The sequence below is a fragment of the Snodgrassella sp. genome (assembly GCF_024103505.1).
Classification (GTDB): domain Bacteria; phylum Pseudomonadota; class Gammaproteobacteria; order Burkholderiales; family Neisseriaceae; genus Snodgrassella; species Snodgrassella communis.
Genome location: NZ_JAGGIJ010000009.1, coordinates 39,549 through 65,186 on the forward strand (window position 1 = coordinate 39,549; position 25,638 = coordinate 65,186).

General features: G+C 41.3%; 16 protein-coding genes and 1 tRNA gene. 8 read left to right on the forward strand and 9 right to left on the reverse strand.

Going from position 1 to position 25,638, the window contains the following annotated elements; translation table 11 throughout:
* The first annotated feature begins 4 nt into the window (after nt 1–4).
* The gene (gene fabG, locus J6578_RS09135) at nt 5–751 is read left to right on the forward strand and encodes a 3-oxoacyl-ACP reductase FabG (RefSeq protein WP_100149981.1); all 747 of its coding nucleotides are present in this window, start codon (nt 5–7) and stop codon (nt 749–751) included.
* A gap of 58 nt (nt 752–809) precedes the next feature.
* Here fabG and J6578_RS09140 read toward each other — a convergent pair whose 3' ends face one another.
* Nucleotides 810–1,760: a CysB family HTH-type transcriptional regulator gene (locus J6578_RS09140; RefSeq protein ID WP_239428015.1), complete on the reverse strand. Its 951-nt coding sequence runs from the start codon at nt 1,758–1,760 to the stop codon at nt 810–812.
* A 467-nt stretch (nt 1,761–2,227) separates the two neighbouring features.
* Between J6578_RS09140 and J6578_RS09145 the strand changes: the two genes are divergently transcribed.
* Both J6578_RS09145 and J6578_RS09150 read left to right on the forward strand, forming a co-directional pair.
* Entirely contained in the window at nt 2,228–2,962 is a 735-nt protein-coding gene (locus tag J6578_RS09145; RefSeq protein ID WP_093093056.1) for an OmpA family protein, read from the forward strand.
* Between the two features lie 583 nt (nt 2,963–3,545).
* Nucleotides 3,546–4,175 (forward strand): C40 family peptidase, encoded by a 630-nt coding sequence (locus J6578_RS09150; protein WP_239428014.1) that lies wholly within the window; start codon nt 3,546–3,548, stop codon nt 4,173–4,175.
* Nucleotides 4,176–4,466: 291 nt separating this feature from the next.
* Here J6578_RS09150 and argG read toward each other — a convergent pair whose 3' ends face one another.
* The 3 genes from argG to ychF form a co-directional block, all read right to left on the reverse strand.
* On the reverse strand, nt 4,467–5,819 hold the full coding sequence (argG, locus tag J6578_RS09155; protein ID WP_037404805.1) for an argininosuccinate synthase: 1,353 nt from the start codon (nt 5,817–5,819) through the stop codon (nt 4,467–4,469).
* A 42-nt stretch (nt 5,820–5,861) separates the two neighbouring features.
* Nucleotides 5,862–7,127 (reverse strand): tyrosine--tRNA ligase, encoded by a 1,266-nt coding sequence (gene tyrS / locus J6578_RS09160; RefSeq protein ID WP_093093060.1) that lies wholly within the window; start codon nt 7,125–7,127, stop codon nt 5,862–5,864.
* 519 nt (nt 7,128–7,646) lie between these two features.
* Nucleotides 7,647–8,738, reverse strand: coding sequence for a redox-regulated ATPase YchF (gene ychF, locus J6578_RS09165; protein ID WP_093093062.1), 1,092 nt, complete (start codon nt 8,736–8,738; stop codon nt 7,647–7,649).
* 263 nt (nt 8,739–9,001) lie between these two features.
* On the opposite strand from ychF, the gene J6578_RS09170 reads away from it, so the two are divergent.
* Nucleotides 9,002–9,078: transfer RNA gene (locus J6578_RS09170), tRNA-Met, on the forward strand.
* 1,286 nt (nt 9,079–10,364) lie between these two features.
* On the opposite strand, the gene cysE is transcribed toward J6578_RS09170, so the two are convergent.
* The 4 genes from cysE to J6578_RS09190 form a co-directional block, all read right to left on the reverse strand.
* Complete coding sequence (gene cysE, locus J6578_RS09175) at nt 10,365–11,159, reverse strand: serine O-acetyltransferase (protein WP_287954459.1); 795 nt, start codon at nt 11,157–11,159, stop codon at nt 10,365–10,367.
* Nucleotides 11,160–11,187: 28 nt separating this feature from the next.
* Nucleotides 11,188–12,684: a ribonuclease G gene (rng, locus tag J6578_RS09180; RefSeq protein WP_093093065.1), complete on the reverse strand. Its 1,497-nt coding sequence runs from the start codon at nt 12,682–12,684 to the stop codon at nt 11,188–11,190.
* 794 nt (nt 12,685–13,478) lie between these two features.
* Complete coding sequence (locus tag J6578_RS09185) at nt 13,479–14,531, reverse strand: quinone-dependent dihydroorotate dehydrogenase (RefSeq protein WP_287954461.1); 1,053 nt, start codon at nt 14,529–14,531, stop codon at nt 13,479–13,481.
* Nucleotides 14,532–14,831: 300 nt separating this feature from the next.
* Nucleotides 14,832–15,791, reverse strand: a complete 960-nt coding sequence (locus tag J6578_RS09190; RefSeq protein ID WP_287954463.1) for a S49 family peptidase — start codon at nt 15,789–15,791, stop codon at nt 14,832–14,834.
* Nucleotides 15,792–16,246: 455 nt separating this feature from the next.
* Between J6578_RS09190 and J6578_RS09195 the strand changes: the two genes are divergently transcribed.
* Both J6578_RS09195 and galU read left to right on the forward strand, forming a co-directional pair.
* Nucleotides 16,247–17,902, forward strand: a complete 1,656-nt coding sequence (locus J6578_RS09195) for a dihydroxyacetone kinase subunit DhaK (RefSeq protein ID WP_287954465.1) — start codon at nt 16,247–16,249, stop codon at nt 17,900–17,902.
* A gap of 171 nt (nt 17,903–18,073) precedes the next feature.
* On the forward strand, nt 18,074–18,955 hold the full coding sequence (gene galU / locus J6578_RS09200) for a UTP--glucose-1-phosphate uridylyltransferase GalU (RefSeq protein WP_287954467.1): 882 nt from the start codon (nt 18,074–18,076) through the stop codon (nt 18,953–18,955).
* A gap of 18 nt (nt 18,956–18,973) precedes the next feature.
* Here the strand turns inward: galU and J6578_RS09205 are convergent, their stop codons facing one another.
* A complete protein-coding gene (locus J6578_RS09205; protein ID WP_287954468.1) occupies nt 18,974–19,981 on the reverse strand; it encodes an RluA family pseudouridine synthase in 1,008 nt (335 codons plus the stop codon).
* 565 nt (nt 19,982–20,546) lie between these two features.
* On the opposite strand from J6578_RS09205, the gene J6578_RS09210 reads away from it, so the two are divergent.
* Together J6578_RS09210 and J6578_RS09215 are read left to right on the forward strand one after the other, a co-directional pair.
* Complete coding sequence (locus J6578_RS09210; protein ID WP_287954470.1) at nt 20,547–23,300, forward strand: Rne/Rng family ribonuclease; 2,754 nt, start codon at nt 20,547–20,549, stop codon at nt 23,298–23,300.
* Nucleotides 23,301–23,830: 530 nt separating this feature from the next.
* On the forward strand, nt 23,831–24,955 hold the full coding sequence (locus tag J6578_RS09215) for a porin (protein ID WP_287954471.1): 1,125 nt from the start codon (nt 23,831–23,833) through the stop codon (nt 24,953–24,955).
* Nucleotides 24,956–25,638: the final 683 nt, after the last annotated feature.

Consider the following 25,638-nt stretch of genomic DNA (forward strand, 5'->3'; position numbering starts at 1 on the left):
AAGAATAATGAATCAGGATTTAACAGGTAAAATCGCTCTGGTAACGGGTGCTACCCGAGGAATTGGTGCTGCCATTGCCCGGTCGCTGGCTGAAAAAGGTGCTAAGGTAATTGGCACAGCGACTTCTGCTAGTGGTGTAGACAGTATTAATCAGGCGTTGGCTGATGTCGGCGGAGAAGGGCGGGAATTACGCATTGCTGAGGAAAACAGTATTGAAAATCTGATTGCGGATATCGAGAGTAATATTGGCAATATTGCGATACTGGTGAATAATGCTGGTATTACCCGCGATAACCTTCTGATGCGCATGAAAGAAGCAGAGTGGGATGAAATCATGCAAATCAACCTGAAATCAGCCTTTCGTGCCAGCAAAGCTGTAACGCGCAGTATGATGAAAGCACGCTGGGGTCGGATTATCAATGTGACTTCCGTGATTGGCTTTATGGGTAATGCCGGTCAGACAAATTATGCTGCTGCTAAGGCCGGACTGGTTGGATTTAGTAAATCCATGGCGCGCGAAGTTGGTTCGCGTGGTATTACCGTAAACTGTGTTGCACCCGGATTTATCGAAACTGATATGACAAAAGCTTTGCCGCAGGAGCAACGAGATTTTTATGCAGCACAAACTGCGCTGAATTGTTTGGGTACTGTGGAAGATGTGGCCGCAGCCGTATTGTTTCTGGCTAGTGAGGAAGCACGCTACATCACAGGACAAACACTACATGTTAACGGCGGAATGCTTATGCCCTAACTGCTACAAAGCCATTTTGTACAATAAGTACAAAATGGCTTTGATGTAAAAAGAATGATTAAATTGAAAAATCTTCTTCGAAAGAAGAATGCAGTGCAGATTCAATTCGGGCACGGGTTAGCCCCGGAGCGAACAAGGCCAGAAATTCATAGCCAAAGCCACGCAGATATACATCCTGTCTGAGTATTATTTGCGAGAATGAAGGCTCAAATAAATGCTCAGCACTGATCAGCTGTAAACCCTGATCCCATCTGCTGTCAAAAGCCATACTGGCCAGTAGTCCAATACCTAAGCCTTGTGCTACATAAGTTTTTATGACATCGGTATCAGCTGAAGCCAGTACTACTCTGGGTAAGTTGCAATCTTCTTGAGCAAAGGCGCGGGCGATTTTGGATTCTTCACTGAAAGCAATATCATAGGTAATGAGCGGATAAGCAGCAATGTCCTCCAGTCTCAATGGCCGTTTCAGACTCAACAGGGGATGATTATCGGGGACAATAATACTACGGTTCCATGCCCCACAACTCAGTTTACGCAATTCAGGGTGTTCAATTTCTATTTCCATGCCAATAGCAAAATCTACCTCTCCATCAAGAACCATGTGGGTGATGATTTTCGGGCTGGCTGTCTGGATGTTTAACTGAACCTGAGGATAGCGTTTAACAAAGGCGGATACTACTTCAGGTAAATCATAACGCGCTAGTGTATGAGTAGTGGCAATGGTTAGAGAACCAATATTCTGGTCGGCAAACTCTGTGCCAATTTGCTTAATATTTTGTACTTCACGTAAAATTCGTTCGGCAGTTTCCAGCACAATTTTGCCAGGTGCCGTTACTGCTACCATACGTTTGCCGTGACGGATAAAGAGTGGTACCCCAAGTTCTTCTTCCAACATGCGAATCTGTTTGGAAATACCCGGCTGCGAAGTGAACAGCACTTCAGCTGCCTCTGAGACATTCAGATTCTGACGATAAACTTCAACTGCATAACGTAACTGTTGCAGCTTCATATTGTTTCTGCCCCCTTTAAGTTTAGCGTTGTTTTAATTGTCGCTCAAATACAACAAAAAAGCTTCGTTATCTACATCATAACGCAATTTACCCATTCTGACATGAAACATCTTCACTTGCGACTGGACAAATTTACAAGTTAATCAGCTTGCTGCGAGCGATCAGACCAATAGAAGCTTGCTTGTTGTTTTAATGCAACTTAATCTGAGTAAAGGCACGAATTTAGTTGTAAATAAGTGACACAAAGCTATTTTTTAGGCATGATGCAAAGTTAGGAAGCGGGTCGTCTAGCAGCTTCGCCTTGGTGGTTTGCGTATTGACAGTTTATGCTGTGGTTTTTATAGTATAGACCTGATTTACCAAGCTACCCGCCCGGTTTGAGCGGCCTGTAAATGGTATTTGTGTTTTGATCAGGCGAATTTAATGCTGAATCAACACATAACAAATTTTTTGATGAGGGAATAACATGACCAAACAGCTAAAATTGAGCGCATTGATCGTTGCTATGGCTGCTTCAACTGCCGCTTTTGCCAATGGTGTTGTACCGGGTGCCAACTGGACCGGTGAACCTGCTGGTACTTATAATGGCTATACTACTAGTTCTGCTCCTGAAAAAGGAACAGGTGAAATTCTTGTCACTCGCGAAAATGGTGCTGATGGTACACCTGAATGTGTGAAAAACCGTTTCAATAACGATAATGAACCTACATTGGGCAACAACTGTGGTCACCCAATGGTGGTTGCTCAGGCTGCACCACAAGCACCTAGATTTGTTGATGAAACTGTATCTTTGTCTGCTAACTTCCTGTTTGGCTTTGATAAAGATACTTTGCGTTCGGAAGCAATTGATACTCTGAATCAATTGGCTAGCCGTCTGGCTGACAGCAGCGTACAGGCTGTACGTGTTGAAGGTCACACCGACTTTAAAGGTTCTGAAGCTTATAATCAGGCTTTGTCTGAGCGTCGTGCTCATGCTGTTGCTCAGTATTTGGTTTCCAAAGGCGTTTCTGCTGAGAAAATCTCTGCAGTTGGCTTAGGTAAATCTGAAGCTCGCATGACCGAATCTTGTCAGGCTGAAGTTGCCAGACTGGGCAAAAAAGTTTCAGCAGCTAAGAAACGTGCTGCTTTGATCGAGTGTATCGCACCTGATCGCCGCGTAGACGTTAAAATCCGTACTATGGTAGCTAAAAAAGTTAGATAACTTTTTACTTTAGTAATAAAAAAACCCTGCTTTAAGCAGGGTTTTTTTATTACTGATAAATTGGATAACTTTAGAATGTTTTTTATTATAACTTAATGATTCTAATAAAAATGTTTAATTATTTCATTAGTTTAACTCTACTATATATACTATTAGATAGTGCTCTTTTTAAATCTTCTTAAAATAAATTATTAATATATGTTATTATGAGAAGATTAGATAACTTAATGTAAATAAAATATTGGTCAGTTTTAATCGTATTCCTGATGTTTCCAATAAATGCTTTAAGTATATGTAATTGTTACTTAGGCAAAACAGGGGAATGCTGATTGATTTGCAATCTGTTGTATTCAAAAAAATTAAGCTCTGAATAATGATAAATTTATATAGAACCCAATTTAATATCGCTTCAATTATCAAACATTCGAGATTTCTGTTTTTAATTTTATGTTGTTACCTGTGTGTTGCCTGTACAGCCCAATTTCACCGTGTTCCAAGCACTTCCGGAGAGAAAAAACATATTGTCTTAAAGTTTCAACGGCAAAATACGGCACCACAAACGGGTGTACTATTGATTAATCCAATGGATCTGCAAAGCGGGGATATTTTATTTTCTGCTAATTCCGGCCTGAGATCACGCGCTTTACGTCTGTTTGGTAACACATCAATCAGCCATGCATTCCTGTATTTAGGAGATGGTGAAGTTGCCGAGGCCGTTGGCAGTGGTGTACATATCATGCCTCTGGCTGAGAGTGTTGATGAAAACCCGCTACTGGTGGTTTATCGCCATCCACATTTAAATAATTTACAGGCTGAGAAAATTCGTGAGTTTGCCAAGGCTGAGGCTGGGGGAAAATATAATTATTTCGGTATCATTAAACAGACTCCTTATACTGTTACTCGTAAAGTATGTGAATTACCAGTAATTCCTCGCGCCTTTCGCCATCTGTGTCTTAATACCATGGCGTTAGTGCAGGTAACACCTTTCTCTTCTGATCGCTATTTTTGTTCGCAGCTGGTAGTTGCTGCCTATAATTATGCTGGAATCCCTTTAACCAAAACACCGGCCGAATGGGTTGCACCGGGTGATTTGCTCCATATGCGTGCTGATGACATTCCTTCTGTTGTGCCTACTTACCCGTTGCAATATGTTGGCCATTTACGATGTAAAACTTCCTTATGGCAACGTAATTGCACTTTAGCAGATATCTGAGTATATTAAAATTGTTGTATAAATTGGCTGTAGAAAAATGGTTACCAGTTGGCTTAAATAAAACCATCAGATTGAAAACAATGCATCAGCCACCGCAGAATCATTATTTAGTCTGAAAATTATTCATTCACAGCATAAATAATTAACTGTATCCAGTTTATAGATAAAGTCTGCGCGTTGATTAAATAATTAAATATCTTATTTATAGTTGCCAATTAGATTATATTTGCAATAAAAAACCGGATGGCGCATAAATGCCATCCGGTTTTTGAGTTTTTTAAATTATAAATCTTACAGAATATCTTTTTTATCAGTTAATTGAGGTAGCAAAGCATCCTGATTTACTGATAACAGCCCACTGCTGGTATAGATTGCCAGTTTATTACGGGTATCGGCAATATCCAGATTACGCATGGTGAGCTGGCCTATACGATCGGCTGGAGAAAAGGCAGTATTATCGACTTTTTCCATACTTAGCCGTTCCGGCTGGTAGGTCAGATTTGGTGATTCGGTATTAAGAATAGAGTAATCGTTACCACGACGTAATTCCACCGTTACCTCACCTGTAATGGCTTTGGCTACCCAGCGCTGTGCAGTTTCCCTTAGCATCAGTGCCTGCGAATCAAACCAGCGTCCCTGATACAGCAATCTGCCTAGGCGCAAACCATTAATACGATACTGTTCGATAGTATCTTCATTATGAATACCAGTAAGCAGACGCTCATAGGCAATATGCAGTAATGCCATAGCCGGTGCTTCATAAATACCACGTGATTTGGCTTCAATAATGCGGTTTTCGATCTGGTCAGTCATACCTAAGCCATGACGGCCACCAATTCGATTAGCTTCCAGAATCAGTGCTACCGGATCATTGTATTCAGTTCCATTTAAAGCTACTGGTACGCCTTCTGCAAAACGTACACGTACTTCTTCTGTTTTAATGGTTACCTGCTCATCCCAGAAAGCAACTCCCATGATTGGCTGCACGATTTTCATGCTGCTATTGAGCATCTCCAGATCTTTGGCTTCATGGGTTGCCCCAAGCATGTTGGAATCGGTTGAGTAGGCTTTTTCTACAGACATTTTGTATTCGAAGCCCTGTGCAATCAGAAATTGCGACATCTCATGTCGTCCGCCCAGTTCATCAATAAACTGTTGATCCAACCATGGTTTGTAAATACGCAAAGCCGGATTGGTTAACAAGCCATAGCGGTAGAAACGTTCAATATCGTTGCCTTTATAGGTTGAACCGTCACCCCAGATATGTACATCGTCTTCTTTCATTGCCGCCACCAGCATCGTACCGGTAACAGCACGGCCTAATGGCGTGGTGTTGAAATACGGCATACCACCGGTATGCACATGAAAGGCGCCACTTTGAATTGCGGCAATACCTTCACGTGCCAGTTGTGTGCGGCAATCAATCAGTCGCGCCTTTTCTGCACCATATCCCAGTGCTTTTTCTGGAATAGCCTCATAATTATCTTCATCTGGCTGTCCTAGGTTGGCCGTATAGGCGTAGGGTAATGCGCCTTTTAGTTTCATCCAGAGTAGCGCTGTTGAGGTATCCAGCCCGCCGGAAAAAGCAATGCCGACCTTTTCGCCCACGGGCAGGTGTTGCAGAATAGTACTGTGATTACTCATATTGACTCCCTTGAGTTGTGCATTTGTAGAATTTGAAAAAAATTATTGCCATACCAGTAAGGCATGGTTGCGTTTACCGCGACGTACTATGGTATATCGACCAAAACGTTTGTCGCTGTCGCTGAATACATAGTCAGAACTGTCAATTTTCTGCCCATTAACCATTACTGCACCCTGACTGATAAAGCCGCGTGCTTCATTGTTGGATTTGGCCAGAGCTGCTGTGGTTAATGCCTGTACAATGTTAATGGAATCAGTAATAGAAAAGGCAGGCAGACCGTCCAAAGATAATTGCTGGAAATCGCTTTCAGTAAGTGCACTTTGGTCTTCAGCGAATAAGCTGGCAGAAATACGTTGGGCAGCTGCCAGTGCTTCTTCTCCATGAATCAGCCGGGTCATTTCTTCAGCCAGAATACGCTGCGCCTGCGGTTTGGTGCCACTGGTCTGGTCACGTGCCTCGATTGCGTCTATATCGGCAATGCTGAGGAAGGTAAAGTATTTAAGGAATTTATATACATCGGCATCAGCAACCTTTAACCAGAACTGATAGAACTGGTAAGGGGAAGTCTTTTCTGCACTTAACCAGACTGCGCCACCTTCGGTTTTACCAAATTTAGTACCGTCAGCTTTAGTTACCAGTGGTAGCGTTAAACCATATACGGTAGCCTGATGCAGGCGGCGGGAGAGATCAATGCCTCCGGTAATATTGCCCCACTGATCCGAGCCACCAATTTGCAATACGGTACCGTGGCGACGGTATAGCTCAGCAAAATCGTAACCCTGTAGCAAAGCATAGGCGAATTCTGTAAAAGAAATACCTACATCATCACGGCTCAGACGCTGTTTTACAGATTCTTTATTCAGCATGGCGTTCACTGAAAAGTGCTTGCCAATGTCGCGCAAAAAATCAAGACAGTTCATATTGCCGAACCAATCATAATTATTAGCCATAATGGCTGCATTTTCACCGCTAAAGCTGAGAAATGGCTGCAACTGGGCACGAATTTTAGCTACCCATTGCTGTACGGTTTCTGGTGTATTGAGCGAGCGTTCCTGTGCTTTAAAACTGGGGTCGCCAATCATGCCGGTGGCTCCACCAACAAGGGCAATGGGTGTGTGTCCGGCCAGCTGAAAACGTCGCAATACCAAAATAGGTAACAGATGTCCAATATGCAGACTGTCAGCAGTAGGATCGAAACCACAGTAAAGTGTGATTTTCTGTTCGTTTAATAAGGTATCTAGAGCCTGAGCATCGGTAGTCTGGGCAATCAGGCCACGTTGCTGTAAATCGTTAACAACACTGGTCATAGTGAGATTTTATACTTTCAAATTAAATAAAAATGGCTAAAACCGATTTTGGTTTCTGGCTGCATGAAAAAACAAAATAGTAAATATCATAAAACGTTTTCGCTGATTCTGGCCAGTTAGCCTGTTTTTCAGTTAGACAATTAATAATCATGCATTATTTTACACGATTTGCTTATTACTGCATTTGTGCTTGCAATAAATTGATCAATCATTAATTGGACTATGGCAAGAAATGTTTTACCTGCTTTTAACGGTATTCAGGCTGCAAATATGTGTGTTTATATTTTTCAATGCATTAATTGTTATTAAAATCAATACTTAAAATAGTCTGTATAGTCGTTATATACTGATATCTTGTTATGTAGAAACAGAGTAGACCTTGTCGGCTGAATTTGGAATAACTCAAATTTTACTGACTGAAAGATATTCTCCAGTTTATACAATTAAGTGGTATGAATTCAAATATATAAAAAAGCAACAACCCTGATTGGGCTGTTGCTGGCTAATTGTTGTTAGCAGTTAAACATTAAACAAAAAGTGGATAACATCGCCATCATTTACCACATACTCCTTGCCTTCAGCTCGCATTTTGCCAGCTTCTTTAGCTTTGGCTTCACCGCCACAGGCAATAAAATCGGCGTAAGCAATTACCTGTGCACGGATAAATCCACGTTCAAAGTCGGTATGAATTACTCCGGCAGCCTGAGGAGCAGTATCGCCTTTATGAATAGTCCAAGCTCTGACTTCCTGTACACCAGCCGTAAAGTAGGTTTGTAAGCCTAACAGGTCATAACCGGCACGAATCAACCGATTCAGCCCAGGCTCTTTTAAACCCATTTCTGCTAAAAATTCGGTTTTATCAGCTTCGTCCAGATCTGCAATTTCACTTTCCATGGCAGCGCACAAGGCAACAACAGGTGCGTTTTCCTGTGCGGCTAATTGTTGCAGGCGTTGCAGATGGGGATTGTTATCAAAGCCATTTTCGGCTACGTTGGCTACATACATAGCCGGTTTTACTGTCAGCAGGCACAGTGGTTTAATCAGCGCCAGCTCATCCTGATCCAGCCCTGCTGCGCGAACCGGTTTACCTTCGAGCAGGTGCTGCTGTAAGCGTTCCAGAATAGTTACCAGTTTTTGTGCTTCCTTGTCACCGGATTTGGCTCGTTTACTTTCACGTACAATGGATTTTTCCACACTGGCTAAATCTGCCAGTGCCAGCTCAGTACCAATGACTTCAATATCGGAAATCGGGTCTACTTTGCCGGCAACATGGACGATATTGTCGTCATCAAAACAGCGTACAACATTAACGATGGCATCTGTTTCACGAATATTGGCGAGAAACTGGTTACCTAGACCTTCACCTTTACTAGCACCAGCTACCAGTCCGGCAATATCGACAAATTCAACAATGGCTGGCTGGGTGCGTTTGGGGTTAACAATTTTGGCCAGTTCAGCCATACGTTCATCAGGCACTTCAACAATGCCGACATTCGGTTCAATAGTGCAAAAGGGGTAGTTGGCCGCTTCAATGCCGGATTGGGTAAGAGCGTTAAACAGGGTAGATTTGCCCACATTAGGTAAACCCACAATACCACATTTCAAACTCATGATATTCCTTGGAAATTGGCTAGATTCAAAAATGGCTGAATTGTATCATAAAGCATAGTCATACTTATGCTTAACCAGCGAAGAATTGCATTGTTTGCTGGATGCATGAGTTGATGCTAATTTAACAGCCATTGCTAGGCTAAATTAGGGAGAATAAAAAATAATTATATTTTAAAACAAAAATATAATTATTTTTTGTTTAATTTGTGCTTGCATGTTCGAAAAAATATCGTATAATTGCGTCTCTCTTGAAAACGAGATATGGCGAATTAGCTCAGTCGGTTAGAGCAGAGGAATCATAATCCTTGTGTCCGGGGTTCGAATCCCTGATTCGCCACCACCAATCTTATTGATCGCAAATTCTTATTGGAATTTGCGTTTTTTATTGTCTTTTTATTTTGTATTCTTTAAGTATTAACATCGTTTATCTGGTTTATTTATTAGGCATGATTGACTACATTTGAGTCATTTTGAATGGATTGATTGCATTAATCTGTAGGCAATATTTTGTGTGATTTATAAGATGTGTGCTACGCAGAAGACAGGTTTATACTGGAATTATCTGATAAATATTTAACGGTAGTTGTATTCTTAATGAATCAAGTGTTGAAAAATGCCGAGATATTTCCACCTAATGAATAAGACCATTTTTTAAAACTCTTAAGGTATTGTCTCAGGCAGTTTAACCTTATCCTGAAACCCTATTTTATTGTTCAATAGTGCTCATTTTTACTGGTTGAGATACAAATATTTGTAATTTGGTTTTTTAACACGGTATAAATGATCAGACGGCCAGCCATAGTACATTATGCCAAATCAGTGATGGTTATTTTTAAAGTATAGTCGTCCTATTTCTTACCGATGAATAAGCGTTAGTTTTGTCTCTGGTGCATATTGAATACCGCCGTTTTCAGCTTGCCGAAAATACACAAGTCATACCATACAATATATGGAATAAGTTGTAGCATGGTTCTTTGCATTAGAATCAAAAGATAGGTTTGGTAGATAATATTTTAATGTTACAAAGGCAATGGATGAAAAATTTTAGAACAACTGTAAACCAATTCAAAGTCAGTGATTTTTTAAATTTACGTGAACATGATATAAACCAAAAATTGGGCATAGATTATCCAGATGAGTTCTGGAGTGTTGATTTTGGATATCAGATAATTACATGGGTTGATGATAACAACAAATTAGAATGCAGTTTTCGTGATTGTGTTTGCACGGATGTCGTAATCTAGTTAAAACAAGCAGATCAACTTACTAAGATTGATAGTGCAACAATAGAAAAGGAAAAGAATAACTATTAAAAAACAAAATAATATTATTTAAATATATAGCAGGTTTAATTCAACAAAATTAAGATTTAAAGGATTACAATTTAACCTGACACGCTCGTGCAACCGAATATCCTTTTTCCAGAACAATAGAAACGAACTTTTATTAAAATTCTGCTGTGTAGATTTTTTGGAAATGTATATTCTGGGTTGTTTAAAATACCCTTTCTCATCCTCTTTTTGTTTGCTCAGTTTGTCATTATTACTATCCTGTTCAATTTGACTGCAACAGATAAAACATAGCTGCGTTAAACATTCCTGTAATGTATCTGAGCAAACTATACTTTTAAATACGCTGATCCATTTCCTGTGCCGGACTTTCATGTTTATTTGTTTTGCTAATAACCCGTGCAGGTACACCGACTACTGTTGAGTATTCAGGAACATCACTAACCACTACACTGCCGGCGCCTACCTTGGCACAGGTGTGTACCTTAATATTGCCCAGAACAGAGGCATTAGCACCAATCATAACCCCATCACTGATTTTCGGATGCCGGTCACCGTTTTGTTTACCAGAACCGCCCAGTGTAACCCCGTGTAGCAGGGAGATATTATTGCCCAGTACTGCTGTTTCTCCAATGACCACCCCAGTACCATGATCAATCATGATGCCATACCCCATCGAGGCAGCAGGATGAATATCAACACCTAATACTTCTGAAGCACGATGTTGCAGGAAATAGGCTAGAGTAGGGCGATTTTGCTGCCAGAGCCAATGGTTAATCCGATGGGTTTGTATGGCATGAAAACCTTTGTAATACAGCAATGGTAAGGAATAGGTATCACAGGCCGGATCACGCTCATAGTAGGCCACAATATCGGCCAGTGCTGCATGAATAATTGCCGGATCCTGCTGGAATGCTTCCAGATAAATCTCAAATAATGCCCGTGCATCCATGACTGCGCTGGACATTTTTGTAGATAAATGAAAGGCAAGCATGCGGGTAAAGCTTTTATGGCGTAAAACGCTCAGATGCAAAAAGCTGGCTAATATAGGTTCGTTGCGTGCTGCATTTTCAGTTTCATGGCGAATGGTTTGCCACAGGCTTTCTGCTTGAGCTGCATCAGGTAAATTCATATGTCCGGTTTCTCTATTGCCGAAAAAATTATATAAGAACAATATCATATTGTTCTTGGTTGTAGGTGGCTTCTACTGTCAAAGCAATTGGTTTGCCAATAAATTGACTTAACATTTGTAGCGAGTTGGCTTCTTCATCCAGAAATAAATCAATCACACTTGGTGAAGCGAGTATGCGAAATTCTTGCGCATTCTTTTGGTGTGCTTCACGCACGATTTCGCGTTGAATTTCATAGCATACGGTTTGTGCGGTTTTCAGCCGTCCCCGTCCCTGACAAGTCGGACAGGATTCGCACAGAATTTGGGATAGGTTTTCGCGCGTCCGTTTGCGTGTTAACTCAACCAGTCCCAGACTGGTGAAACCGTTAAGGGTCACACGAGTACGATCATAAGCCAGTGCCTGCGCCAGTTCCGTCAGAATTTCTTCTTGGTGCTCTGTGGTGGCCATATCAATAAAATCAATGATAATGATACCGCCCAGATTGCGTAAACGCAGTTCGCGTGCAATAACATGACATGCATCCAGATTGGTTTTAAAGATGGTTTCTTCAAAGTTGCGAGCACCGACGAATCCACCAGTATTGACATCAATAGTGGTCATGGCTTCAGTAGGTTCAATGATGATATAACCGCCGAAGTCAAGATTTACCCGTGGCTGTAGCGATTGGTTAATTCTGGTTTCGATATTGTGTTCTTCAAACAGCGGGCGATCATCATGGAATAATTGCAGTTTATCTAACGCGCCCTGAGAATAATTCATAGCAAATTCACGCATGCTTTCATAATTGGCCGATGAATCTACAATGATGTGATCAATATTGTCACTGTACATGTCGCGCAATACGCGCAGGCTCAAAGGTAAATCTTGATAAAGCAAGGTTTCCGGTGGGCTGATTTTGGATAATTGCTGAATATGTTGCCATCTTTTAGTTAAATAGTTGATATCAGATTGTAATTCTGCATCAGTAGCATTCTCTGCACTGGTACGAATAATATAGCCATGATTTGCATCGGCTGGTAACAGCTTTTGCAGCCGCTCACGTAAATAGTTACGTTCGTTTTCGTCTTCAATACGTTGTGAAATACCGATATGCTGATCCTGTGGCAGGTGTACCAGAAATCGCCCAGCCAGAGATATCTGCGTAGATAGGCGCGCTCCCTTGGTATTGATCGGGTCTTTGATTACCTGTACAACAATTGATTGTCCCTCATGTAACATGTGTTCGATACGCAGTGTTTGTTCTGGTTTCTGGCGTTGTTCCAGAATATCAACAATGTGTAGAAAGGCAGCACGCTCTAGGCCGATGTCAATAAAGGCACTTTGCATGCCGGGCAGTACGCGCCGGACAACACCTAGGTAAATATTCCCTACCAGACCATAACCGCTGTTACGTTCTATGTGAATTTCACACAGCCTGTTCTCTTCCATAACAGCTACTCTGGTTTCTTGCGGAGTAATATTCACCAAAACGGTTTCTGCTGGCCGCTGGATATCCTTTGGCAGCGGTATGTCGCTGTTATGCATGATGTGGCTTTCAATTTAATCAAATAACTTTGTGCAGTTTTTGCCTGTACAGATAAAAACTGCACAAAGTAATCTGAGCTGATATTTATATGAAAGCTGATATCATAGCGCAGGCGTGAGCTTACTGCCAAACACAGTCACGTTAAGTTATACGCCAGAAAATGGAAAGTAGATAGACGGTAGGATTAACTAATAGGTACAGAAAAAGTTGTTATTGGTATAATCTTGATTTAAAGAGTTTTAAATTAATAAATATCTATTTTGCGGAATGGCTTTCTTCTGCCAATTCTTAATTTTTAAATCTACCTTCTTCGAAGGTATCATTATTACTCCATTAAGGATATTTCTTTATAAAGAAAGAGATGTCAAAATAAGACTTTTCTTTAATATTTGTTATTATCACTCAATCCCAAGAAAAGAAAAATATTTATAGTATTAAATAATGAAGAACTTTGAGATATTCTTCATTTAATCAATCTCCATTAAAATATATTAATCAATTCATATAATTATATGTTGTTTCAATGATATTATTGTCTTGAGGTATTCACGCTTTTGATAAATTTATTGATCAATCTTGATCACAAATTTTTTTCATCATAGAACCATTATATATTTTTTAGATGCTATTCCAATATCATGGGAGTAAGTTATATCTTTATTTATTAAATGATAGATTGATATTCTTTTTGCATTTGATTATCCTTATTTGCAATGAATCCAGAGAATATCTCATTAGTCAATATAATGATGATATAAAAAGTTATTATAATTTCGGCTATTTAGACAAGATATTACTTTAGTTGATTGCAGGCATGGATACATTCATTAATTAGCTGCGGGCCGCGAAAGATCAGACCTGAATACAACTGAACTGCGGTGGCACCAAGGCAAATTTTTTCAGCTGCATCAGCACTGGAGGTAATTCCGCCAACGCCAATAAGAGGAATTTGCGAATCTAAAAGAGTGGATAGTTGGCGCAGTATATGATTACTTTGTATCTGTACTGGTGAACCAGATAATCCCCCGACTTCCTGTGCAAATTTATGTTGACCCAGAACGGTTTTATCAATAGTGGTATTAGTGGCGATAATACCGTCTATCTGTGTATTCAGGGCAACGTCAGCAATCGCTGCAATCTGTTCTTCGTTCAGATCAGGTGCAATTTTAATAGCAATAGGCACATAACGGTTATGCTGAGTTGCCAACTGTGCTTGTCGGTTTTTTAAATGATTTAATAGTCTGTCCAGTTCACTGGCATTTTGTAGGCTGCGTAAACTGTGTGTATTGGGTGAAGAAATATTGACCGTGATGTAGCTGGCATAAGGGTAGGCTTTTTCCAGACAAATCAGATAGTCATCGACTGCTTTTTCCATGGGTGTGGCTGCATTTTTGCCAATATTAATACCCAGTATCCCGCGATATTGGCTGTTTGCGAGATTGTTAATCATGGTATCGATACCGTAATTGTTAAATCCCATGCGATTAATGATTGCCCGTTGTGCCGGCAATCTGAATAAGCGTGGTTTGGGGTTGCCAGCCTGCGGTAGTGGGGTAACGGTTCCCACTTCTATAAAACCAAAGCCAAGCATGGCCAGTGCATCAATGTATTCACCGTTTTTATCCAGACCTGCCGCTAAACCTATTGGGTTGGGTAAGGTTAGACCCATCAATGTCGTTGTACAGCGATTATTGTTTCCGGATTGGTTATTATTGGCACAATTGTGTTTGCCTTTAAGTAAAAAACCACAATGATAGCGATGCAGAAATCGCAAACATTTTAATGATAGGTGATGAGTAGTTTCTGGATCCAGTTGGAATAGCAGTGGTTTGATAATTGGATACATGATATTGATGCTGGGTAAAGGAGGAAATATTATAACCAACAACGCTATCAAATTGAGTAGAAAAACGATTAAATTCAATATGTGTTGGTGAAATATGTCTTTTGGTTAAAGGTGGAGCGAATCTGATAAATTTGTGCAACTGAATAATAATAACAACAGAAAAGCATATTACATTTTTTGCCAGAAGTGATGTTAGCCTATAGAACAATAAACCCATTTCTGTTGTCCAACAAATTGTAGAAACATAAATGGGTTTAATAGTCAGAAAAGTAGATTAGTTATAGTTGTCATTACCAGAAATTACCATGGTTTGTTGGTCATACCCTGAATATTTTGCTGCAATGTACTACCAATGCTTTTTCCTAAGCGTTTACTCCAGCCGGTTTCAGCGGTGTAATCGACCAGCTCCGGTGCCTTGATGACATTGCGTGCAACTGTATAGACATTGCCAAAGTCATCTATTAAACCAACTGCTTTAGCCTCTTCACCTGTATAGGCACGACCGCTAAAGATGTCCGGGTTGTCAGCAATTTTTAAACGGTTACCGCGTCCCTGCTGTACAGCCTGAATAAATTGCTGATGAATGCTGCTTAGCATTTGTTGCCAGATTGCTGCCTGTTCTGGTGTTTCTGGTACAAACGGATCACCCATGTCTTTATTGATGCCGGCAATTTTAACCCGGCGCTTAATGCCCAATTTGTCTATCAGACCGGTAAAATCAAAGCTACTGCCAATAACCCCGATACTGCCAACAAGACTGGAGGGATCTGCATAAATTTTATCGGCGGCACTGGCAATGTAATAGCAGCCGGAAGCGCACATATCTTCAGTAACAACATATAAGGGTATGCGTGGATGCTCAGCTTTCAGGTGACGGATTTCTTCATAAGCAATACTGGAGATGACCGGTGATCCCCCAGGGCTGTTGGCACGAATAATAATACCCTTGACGTCACTGTTTTTATAAGCCTCTTTCAGGCTCTTACGCAATAAATCTGCCTGATTATTGTCGCTGCTAATCACACCATCCAAGTCTATAACAGCAGTGTGTGCGCCACTTGGTTTTGCACTTCCTAAAGAAGTAATGACAATGATAATAATGAACAGCCAGAACAACCGCCAAAACCAGCGCCAGATTCGATTGCGCCGTTGTTCACGGTAAACTTCAAGTAATAGTTTTTCCAGCATATTGCGTTCCCAGCTATTGTTTTCTTCTGGAATGCCATCTGCTAAGCCCGATCCTTTAATTTTCATCTTCATCTGCTTTATTCTCTGGTTTTAGTATTGATATCTGAGCATTAACTGATTTATCAAACAAATCTGCCAAGTTGCATTTAATCAGTAAATAAGAAATGTTTTCAATTATATCTGAATTTTATATTGATGCAGCTGCTGTTGTCGTGAAATTTTTGGCCAAACTTTATCCACTTTCGTGTCTACATTATAATAGCGTTGCTGCTTCTTGCTAGTACAAGTCAATTACTCTAGCCGGATGTGAACATACAGCTGAAAGTAAAATAACATATTGTTTGCAGGCGAACAATTTATTTTATCTGTGGTGCCGTTTGCATTCTGAGTTGACTATTGAAGAGCAGGCTGCCTGTGTCATGATATTCAGACAGCCTGAAGATTGGATCATTTACTCGGATTGAATACGTACATTATTTTCAGTACTAATTCTGCTCGTCAATTATTAATTATAACTTTGGGAAATTATGTCCAGATTCTTTTTTAATGAACGTAAACAATTGGTTAATGAAGCTGTTGAGGGTTTGGTGATTTCTGCGTGTCAGGGCAATCTTGTTAGGCTGGATACTGATCCGGCAATACGGATCGTTATGCGTAATGACTGGGATAAAAGCCGTGTAGCCGTTATTTCAGGTGGTGGTTCTGGGCATGAGCCTGCACATGTGGGGTTTGTTGGCAAAGGTATGTTAACTGCGGCTGTATGTGGAGATTTGTTTGCTTCTCCCAGCGTTGATGCAATATTTAATGCTATTGTTGCGGTGACTGGTGAGCAAGGCTGTTTGTTAATTGTTAAAAATTATACTGGAGATCGGCTAAATTTCGGGCTGGCAGCAGAAAAGGCAAAAAGCCATGGTCTGAATGTAGAAATGATTATTGTTGCAGACGATATTGCGCTGCCTGATAACAGACAACCGCGTGGTATTGCTGGCACGGTGCTGGTGCACAAAATAGCTGGCTATGCTGCTGAAGAAGGTAAATCATTAATTCAGGTGCGTAATCTGGCACAGCAGGCATGTGACAACCTATGGAGTTTGGGTGTAGCCATGCAAACTTGTAACTTGCCAGACTATTTGGAAGAAAAACGTATTAAGGAAGGGCAAGTAGAGCTGGGGCTGGGTATTCACGGTGAACCCGGAGCCTCTGTAGTGAATACGCAAAATAGCAAAATACTTATTGATACGCTGGTTAATACATTGCAACAGTCGGCAGGGACAGGACGTTTTGCCGTTTTAATAAATAATCTGGGTGGAGTTTCAGCTTTGGAAATGGCTTTGCTCACCCGTGAATTGGCACATTCTGCTATAAGTAAGCAGACTGACTGGCTGATTGGTCCTGCACCGCTGGTTACCTCGCTGGATATGAAAGGTTTTTCACTGTCCTTGCTCAAGCTGAATGACTACTTCGAACAAGCACTTAATGCTCCGGTTGAAACACAAGGATGGCAGAAACCAGTAGCATTGAAGCCATTAAAAATACTTGCCTGTAAATCTGTATCCAAAGAGCCAGATTACACCCCGTCTGAAAACGCTCAAGTGGCCGCTTATATTACTGCAATAACGGACACACTTATCGGGCTGGAAAGCCGTCTGAATGCGCTGGATGCTAAAGTCGGTGATGGTGATACAGGAAGCACTTTTGCGCATGGTGCACATGCTGTTGCGCAGCAACTGGCACAACGACTGTTACCATTGAATGATTTACCGCAGTTGCTGCTGTGTGTTGGTGAACGGCTGGCAACTGTGATGGGTGGTTCAAGCGGTGTATTGATGTCAATTTTCTTTACCGCAGCAGGTCAGAAGTTGCAGACAGGCACTACCTTGGTGGAAGCTTTGTTAAACGGGCTGGCGCAAATGAAGCATTATGGTGGCGCAGAGATGGGAGATCGCACCTTAATTGATGCTTTGCAGCCAGCATTGCATGCATGGCAGAAACAGGGTATTCAGGCTATGGCGTTGGCAGCCAGAGAGGGTGCAGAAAAAACAGCTACCATGCATAAGGCTGGAGCAGGGCGCTCATCGTATGTTAATCAACAGAATCTGGCCGGCGTGGCTGATCCGGGAGCGGTAGCCGTAGCAGAGGTATTGGCAGTGCTGGCCGGACTGGCAAATAAGCAGGCAAGTTAAGTTTATGTGTTGATGTAAAACAAAAATTTTCATCATCAATAGATACACTGCCAAACGGAGTCTGGTATTGTATCTATCTGAGTTGAGGCAAGATTTGTTTTGTTATCGTATTTATATTTAAACCATAATAGTTGCTTGAATAAGCACTTAATCGGAGCGGAAAAGAATTAAATGAAAGCAGTTATCCCTGTAGCCGGTTTCGGTACACGTATGTTGCCGGCAACAAAAGCTATCCCTAAAGAAATGCTGACGGTGGCGGATAAACCACTCATTCAGTATATCGTGCAAGAGTGTGCGGCAGCAGGTATTAAAGAAATTGTTCTGGTTAACCATGCTTCTAAAACGGCGATTGAAAACCATTTTGATACCTCATTTGAGCTGGAAACACAGTTGCAAAATAAAGGTAAAACAGCTTTGTTGACTGAAATTCGTACTGTTTTACCCCCTGAAATGCAAATTATTCAGGTGCGTCAAAGCGAAGCTAAAGGTTTGGGTCATGCCATGCTGTGCGCACGTTCAGTGATTGGTGATGAACCATTTGCTGTTTTGCTGCCAGATGTATTGATAGATGAAAATGCCTGTAATCTGGCTACGGATAATCTGGCGGCAATGTTGCAGCAGTTCCAGAAAACACACCATAGCCAGATTATGGTTGAACGCGTGCCGATGAGTGAAGTCAATAAATACGGTATTGTAGATTGTCATAATCAGCAGGCTGCTGCCGGAAGCAGTATTGCTATAAGTGCTGTTGTTGAAAAACCAGCACTGGAACAGGCACCATCTGATATGGCAGTCGTTGGTCGCTATGTACTTTCAGCCAGTATCTGGCCTTTGCTGGAGAAAACATTGCCGGGTGCAGGTGGTGAGATTCAGCTAACAGATGCCATTGCAGCACTAATGCAACAGGAAGCTGTAGATGCTTTTTTAATTCAGGGCTATTCACATGATTGTGGCGACAAATTAGGCTATATGAAAACCTTTATTGAATATAGTCTGCGTCATGATAAATGTGGCGCACAACTCAAACAATGGCTACAGCAACAATCATTTTAGGCATAATTAAATTCAGTTTTAACTTTGCTGTGATGATTGGCCAGAAACAACGGGCAGATTATGCAGAAACTGCTGCAATTCATCTGGTAAAGGCGCAGTAAGTTGTAGAATATCGCCACTAACCGGATGTGCCAGTGTTAATTCTGCTGCATGTAAAAACATTCTTTTTAAACCGATTTTATGCAAGCGTCTGTTTATCTGGTAATCACCATACCGTTCATCACCGGCAATCGGGCATAATTGTGATTGCATGTGCACACGTATCTGGTGGGTGCGACCTGTTTTCAGCGTAGCCTCCATCAGAGTTAATGCTTTTATACCTACCGCGTGTAACTGATCACCGGCATAATGTTGTAATACCCGAAACTGCGTATGTGCTCGTTGTCCTTCCTGAGCATTACTGGCAATGCGTACCATTTTTTCTCCCTGAGCACCTGTGTATTTCAGCAGTGGGCATTTAACTTGACGTACTTTTTCTGGCCAGATACCGACAGCCAACGCCAGATATACCTTATGCGGATGATTCTGGCGAATTGACTCATGCAGTTTGACCAAAGCGCTGCGTTTTTTGGCAATCATAAGTAAACCGCTGGTGTCTTTATCCAGCCGGTGAACCAGTTCCAGATAACGTGCTTCAGGACGGGCGCGACGTAACTGTTCAATGACCCCAAAACTAATACCACTGCCGCCATGAACTGCGATACCAGATGGCTTGTTAATCACCAGTAATACATCATCTTCATACACAATAGCAAATTCATGCGCAGGAATGGCTAAGGTAGGCACAGATGTATGACTAGAGGCAACACGAATAGGTGGTAAACGAATCTGGTCATTGGCAGCAATACGGTCTGTTCCTTTACAGCGTTTTTTGTTCAGGCGTACTTCTCCACTACGGATGATGCGCTGAATATGACTTTTTGGCACACCTTTCAACTCCCGTATCAGATAATTATCCAGTCGTTGACCGGCACTTTCTGCGCAAACAGATAAAAACTGCACTGAATCTTTGCTTAAAACCGTCATATTGCTTATAATCCGTAAGCTTTTATAAATAAATAGAAGTCATCAGATGTCTTGGCCAAAAGCAATAGTGGCAGACAATACTGAACTGAAAAGGGTGTATTTTGCCCAGAGCCGAAAAAAGCGCCTGAAAGCGCATTTTGGCTGCAAATAATGAAATGTTAACGTATTTACTGGAAAAACGCACTGTTGCAGGCGTATTTCCCCATGTTGTTGACCAGCCGTCAATAACAAGGGTTAGTGATTAAGTTTGACTCCATCAGGTGGCAAGCCACGGCTTCAGACGTGATCTGGCAAGACAAAACCAGATTACGCAGCCGCAATTGTGCCCAAGCACCTGACAGAATAACAGAAGAATGGCTACCCCAATTAAGTGCTGTGACCGTTTTTAGCGGCTATCGGGCACACGCTGTTTAGCATGCATTGTGATGCTGGATAGTGCAAATGATCTTTATACCTTCTTTATGATGAAAGCCTGCTTAATTTGCCGTGAACAATTCAATCTGGCAAGGCTGCGGGTGTCAAATACTAATTACAACGCCTCGTCAGTGCGCATAACGAGGTTTTCATGAAACGAATGTTATTCAATGCCACGCAGGCAGAAGAATTGCGCGTGGCAATTGTGGATGGACAAAGTCTGCTTGATTTGGACATCGAAACGCTGGGTAAAGAACAGCGTAAAGGAAATATCTACAAAGGTATTATTACCCGCATCGAACCTTCACTGGAAGCGTGTTTTGTTGACTATGGCACAGATCGCCATGGTTTTTTGCCATTTAAAGAAATATCACGCAGCTATTTTCAGAATTACGAAGGTGGTCGTGTCCGCATTCAGGATGTGCTGTCAGAAGGCGTAGAAGTCATCGTACAGGTAGAAAAGGATGAGCGTGGTAATAAGGGGGCAGCCCTAACCACTTTTATCAGTCTGGCTGGGCGCTATTTGGTACTGATGCCAAACAATCCACGTGGTGGTGGTGTTTCCCGCCGTATTGAAGGCGAAGATCGGCAGGAACTCAAACAGGCAATGAGTGAGCTTGATACCCCGCGCGGCATGAGCTTGATTGCACGTACTGCGGGTATTGGACGCAGTACAGAAGAATTGCAATGGGATCTGAATTATCTGGTGCAGCTATGGCGTGCAATTGAGCAGGCTGCACAGCAGCATAATGAACCGTATCTGCTGTTTATGGAAAGCTCACTGCTAATCCGGGCTATCCGTGACTATTTCCAGCCGGATATCGGAGAAATTCTGATCGATTCGCAGGAAGTTTATGATCAGATTCGAGAATTTATGTCTTATGTTATGCCGGCCTATCTCAATCGCTTACGGCATTATACTGACCATACCCCTCTTTTTTCCCGTTTTCAGATAGAGCAGCAGATTGAGTCTGCCTTTTCTCGTGAAGTTGCCTTGCCATCTGGTGGTGCTATTGTTATCGATCATACCGAAGCACTGGTATCTATTGATGTTAACTCAGCTCGGGCAACACGCGGAGCAGATATCGAAGATACAGCATTCAAAACCAACATGGAGGCTGCTGAAGAGGTTGCACGGCAGATGCGTGTACGAGATCTGGGTGGACTGGTGGTTATTGACTTCATTGATATGGAGAACAGCAAAAACCAGCGTGATGTTGAAACCACTTTGCGTGAGGCATTGAAAAAAGACCGCGCGCGGGTACAAATGGCTAAACTGTCCCGCTTCGGCTTAATGGAATTATCAAGGCAGCGCCTGAAACCATCTCTCGGAGAAAGCAGCCATACTATCTGTCCGCGCTGTGCGGGCACCGGCTTTATTCGCAGCATTGAGTCAACAGCATTACATATCCTGCGCATCATTCAGGAAGAATCGATGAAAGATAATACTGCTGAAGTGCGGGTGCAAGTGCCGGTAGATGTTGCTACTTTTCTACTGAATGAAAAACGTGCTGAGTTGTTCGGACTGGAGGAGCGGCTGGATGTATGTGTATTGCTGATTCCAAATATTCATCTGGAAAATCCACATTACAGCGTTACCCGAGTACGCACAGATAACGTAGAAGAAAAAACCATTCCTAGCTACCATCAGGTGCAGGAACCTGAAAATATGGGTGAGCTGCCATTTTCTATTGGCCAGAACAAGCCTGTCAGACCCGAAGCAGCAGTTAAAGGTATTCATCATACCCAACCAGCTCCTGTGATTGAGAAAACGTCTACAGATAAAACCGAAGCAGTGCCCAGTATGTGGAAAAAACTGTCTGGTTGGTTGGGTAAGCTGTTAAGTGGTAAAACTAACGAATCTGTTGTGCAAAGCAGTGCCATTCCGGAAAAAACAGTGAAAACTGCACAACAGAAAAAAAATCAGAAAAACCAGCCACACGAACGACGCCAGTCACGTACTAACCGCCCAGCTAAAAATACTGATTCTGTTAAAAAAGGCGACATTACTACCGAAAGTAAAACAGTAGCTGATACCGCAGTGCCAATTCGGCCGGTAAATGAGCATCGTAACCGACGCGAAGAAAAACATGCCGATAAGTGTACAGCTGCACAAACGAGTACTACAAACGATACCAGTAAGACACAGAATGACTTTAAGCAGGAGCAAAATACTACACGTCGTCGCCGTCAACGGGTATCAGGCAAAAATGAAGTACCAGCACAACAAGTAAACCTAACTGATTCGATTGACGAAGTTCAGGCTGATGATCCACTGATCATTACTCTGTCTGGTGGTGATGCTAAAAATGAGCGCCATCAAACACGACATGATAAGAACAGCCGTCGCCAGAATGGTAAGAAAAAGCGCAGCTACATCATAGCGGCCAGAAAAATCATTCGCAATATTGATATTCATGCAATCGTAATGCAAGTACAGCAGACTACTGAGCATGTGTTCAATCCTGTACAGCACAACAACAGCATTGATACTGCCCAGTTACATGAAGCTCCTAATAACGACATAGTTCCGCAAGCAGTAGTACAGGCACAGCAGACGATAACCCGCATTCTTGCTCAGTTGGCGTGCGATCAGCAGATATCGACTGGTGACAAATCTATTGTTATTGGTGCCGAAACGACGGCACAAACTGAACCTGCGGTTGCCACTCAGCTAGAATCAGTAACAACGAATACAACAGTAGATACTAACTTATGCCATATAGCCGAACAAGGTGGGCTGATATTAGTTGAGACCAGCATGGATAAAGCGGTATCAATCAATGAAGATACAGCAGTTGTGCCAGAGCAGCCTAAATTGCGGCGCAAAGATAAAGTATTTAACCAGCCGGATGATGCAATAGCGGCACCAGCAGCACTACAACAAGTTGAAACCCGAATATAAATAGATATATTTTATTCAACGAAATGTTAATTCATCGCCTAATTGCCTGTATGAGTAACGTTTTTATCGCTGATACAGGCAGACTACTGCATAAACGAGGATATTTACAAATTACGCTGTAGCCTGCAAAATAGTATCGGCTTTGCAATAAGATACATAATTATGCATTGCACCTTGCATCATTGTAGTGTAGCTACCATTTTGCTGCGTAACTACTGAGCAAAATTATTTAATTCAGTTATTGTGTTGAAAAACTACAACACTTTTAAATATGGGAAATATTTTATTTTATTGTGATATCTGTAATATAAAATATTGAATTTGTTGGTTAATGTTATATTTTAGCTATTATTTGCTGCAACGTGATTTGTCAAAAGTGTTGTGTGTTTGCAAATGAATTTGTTTTTTTGCAACTAAAGCATTATATTGACAGCCATGAAATCGCTAATGCGGCGATTAATGCAAAACTTTAAAAGCTCTTCATTAGGTTTTTGAAGTTTGTTTTTTCGACATAGAAAAGGAATACAGCAATGAAAAAAACCCTGATTGCTTTGGCTTTGACCACTTTGCCGGTTGCCGCTATGGCTGAGGTTGTTTTATATGGCCAAATGAAAGCAGGCTATGAAGTTAATTCATCAAAAGTTACTGGTGAAGATCGCGATCCATACTTAAACGGTATCGCTGATTACGGTTCTCGTATTGGTTTCAAAGGTTCTGAAGACTTAGGTAATGGCCTGAAAGCTATCTGGCAGGTAGAATCTCGCATTCATTTGGGTCACAGCAATGGTGGATCTGATGGCTGGGCTAACCGTGATTCATTCATCGGTTTGCAGCATGACAAATTCGGTACCGTACGTGCCGGCCGTATCAGCAATGCTATCAATGCTAATATGGACGTTGTTGATGCTTGGGAATATAGCAGTGATGCATTGGGTCTGGGCAAATTCACCCGTACCGATGCTCGCTATGTAGGTATTGCTTACGATTCTCCAGAATGGGCTGGCTTCAATTTTAATGTGCTGTACTCTCCACGTGATAACGTAAACGGTGGTGATCGTACAGGTGAATACGACCGCGGTATCGGATCTGGTGACAAATACAGCCTTGGTCTGAACTATAAGAACTCTGGTTTCTATGCTAAATATGGTTTTGACTACCTGAAAAACTCTGCGGTTAAGTATGATGTAAATAAACTTGGTGTATTAACCAAGGATCTTAAAGACGGTCAGGTACACCGTGTTGAAGGTGGCTATGATGCTAATAACCTATTTGTAGGTGTTGGATATCAGTACACTAAAAATACTTCTTCTTATAACAGAGCAGTAAATGATTTTTTAAGTGATTTTGGTGATGCAGGCGTGGGTGATCACAGCGTGACTTTGGATAACCAAGGTCAGGAAGCTGCTCTGACTGTTGGCTACCACTTTGGTAATGTTTTCCCGAAAATCTCTTATGCTCATGGCTGGGATGTGAAAATTAATGGTACCAAAGAGAAAAATACCAAATACGATCAAATCGTGTTAGGTGCTGACTATGACTTCTCTAAACGCACTACTGCTAACGTACAAGCTGGTTGGTTGCGTGAAGGCTTAGGCGAAGACGCTGGTAAAATCAAAACCACTGCCTTTGGTGTTGGTCTGAAACACACTTTCTAATTAGTATTTAATCCTTACTAATTAATAGTTGAACTTAATCCCTGATTGAGGAACAGTGTAATCTGTTTTTCATCAGGGATTAACTTATTTTATAAGCATCGTCGAACTATATTAATAAAAACCTTAATACAAATGAATTGCATATGGCAATATAAGCATAATTATTACTACTGATAAACATATCAGCTATTATAAAAATCAAAGGACAAATTTTATCCATGTGGACAATTATTTTAGTTGCAATCCTTGAAAAACAGTACCGGAAGTGCTAAGTAAGGTAAGCTGTCTACTTATCTAATAATTGTATCTAATTGATATTGGATAATTAACGTATTATATTGATAGCTGAAAATCATATAGATGGGCAATTTGATAAACTGCATCTGTAATCATAGCCTGAACATGGTTTTAAGGAATACGGATAAATACTTTCACAAAAATTGCATAAAAAATTTTGTTTTCTATATGCATCGTTGTTCTGGCGGTGTTGTATAAGACCTTTCTAAATAATATTTTGCCAATATATAAAAAAGTATTTCTAATAGTAAGTAATGTGAAAATGCTGTAGCAAAAAGTCAGCTTAACAATAGAACCAGTAGCGTTCATCGTGATTTGAATACATTTCTAATATATATTTAACCTATTCTTTAATCAAAGAAACTACGCCAATCGGATATGCAGAA

Excerpts from the sequence above, each read along its gene's own strand:
- argG (WP_037404805.1), bottom strand. The coding sequence starts at position 5,819 with ATGAGTAATCACAGTACTATTCTGCAACACCTGCCCGTGGGCGAAAAG.
- rng (WP_093093065.1), bottom strand. The coding sequence starts at position 12,684 with ATGCATAACAGCGACATACCGCTGCCAAAGGATATCCAGCGGCCAGCA.
- J6578_RS09140 (WP_239428015.1), bottom strand. The coding sequence starts at position 1,760 with ATGAAGCTGCAACAGTTACGTTATGCAGTTGAAGTTTATCGTCAGAAT.
- J6578_RS09190 (WP_287954463.1), bottom strand. The coding sequence starts at position 15,791 with ATGAAGATGAAAATTAAAGGATCGGGCTTAGCAGATGGCATTCCAGAA.
- cysE (WP_287954459.1), bottom strand. The coding sequence starts at position 11,159 with ATGAATTTACCTGATGCAGCTCAAGCAGAAAGCCTGTGGCAAACCATT.
- J6578_RS09145 (WP_093093056.1), top strand. The coding sequence starts at position 2,228 with ATGACCAAACAGCTAAAATTGAGCGCATTGATCGTTGCTATGGCTGCT.
- J6578_RS09215 (WP_287954471.1), top strand. The coding sequence starts at position 23,831 with ATGAAAAAAACCCTGATTGCTTTGGCTTTGACCACTTTGCCGGTTGCC.
- J6578_RS09185 (WP_287954461.1), bottom strand. The coding sequence starts at position 14,531 with ATGTATCCAATTATCAAACCACTGCTATTCCAACTGGATCCAGAAACT.
- galU (WP_287954467.1), top strand. The coding sequence starts at position 18,074 with ATGAAAGCAGTTATCCCTGTAGCCGGTTTCGGTACACGTATGTTGCCG.
- ychF (WP_093093062.1), bottom strand. The coding sequence starts at position 8,738 with ATGAGTTTGAAATGTGGTATTGTGGGTTTACCTAATGTGGGCAAATCT.
- J6578_RS09195 (WP_287954465.1), top strand. The coding sequence starts at position 16,247 with ATGTCCAGATTCTTTTTTAATGAACGTAAACAATTGGTTAATGAAGCT.
- J6578_RS09150 (WP_239428014.1), top strand. The coding sequence starts at position 3,546 with ATGGATCTGCAAAGCGGGGATATTTTATTTTCTGCTAATTCCGGCCTG.
- J6578_RS09210 (WP_287954470.1), top strand. The coding sequence starts at position 20,547 with ATGAAACGAATGTTATTCAATGCCACGCAGGCAGAAGAATTGCGCGTG.
- tyrS (WP_093093060.1), bottom strand. The coding sequence starts at position 7,127 with ATGACCAGTGTTGTTAACGATTTACAGCAACGTGGCCTGATTGCCCAG.
- J6578_RS09205 (WP_287954468.1), bottom strand. The coding sequence starts at position 19,981 with ATGACGGTTTTAAGCAAAGATTCAGTGCAGTTTTTATCTGTTTGCGCA.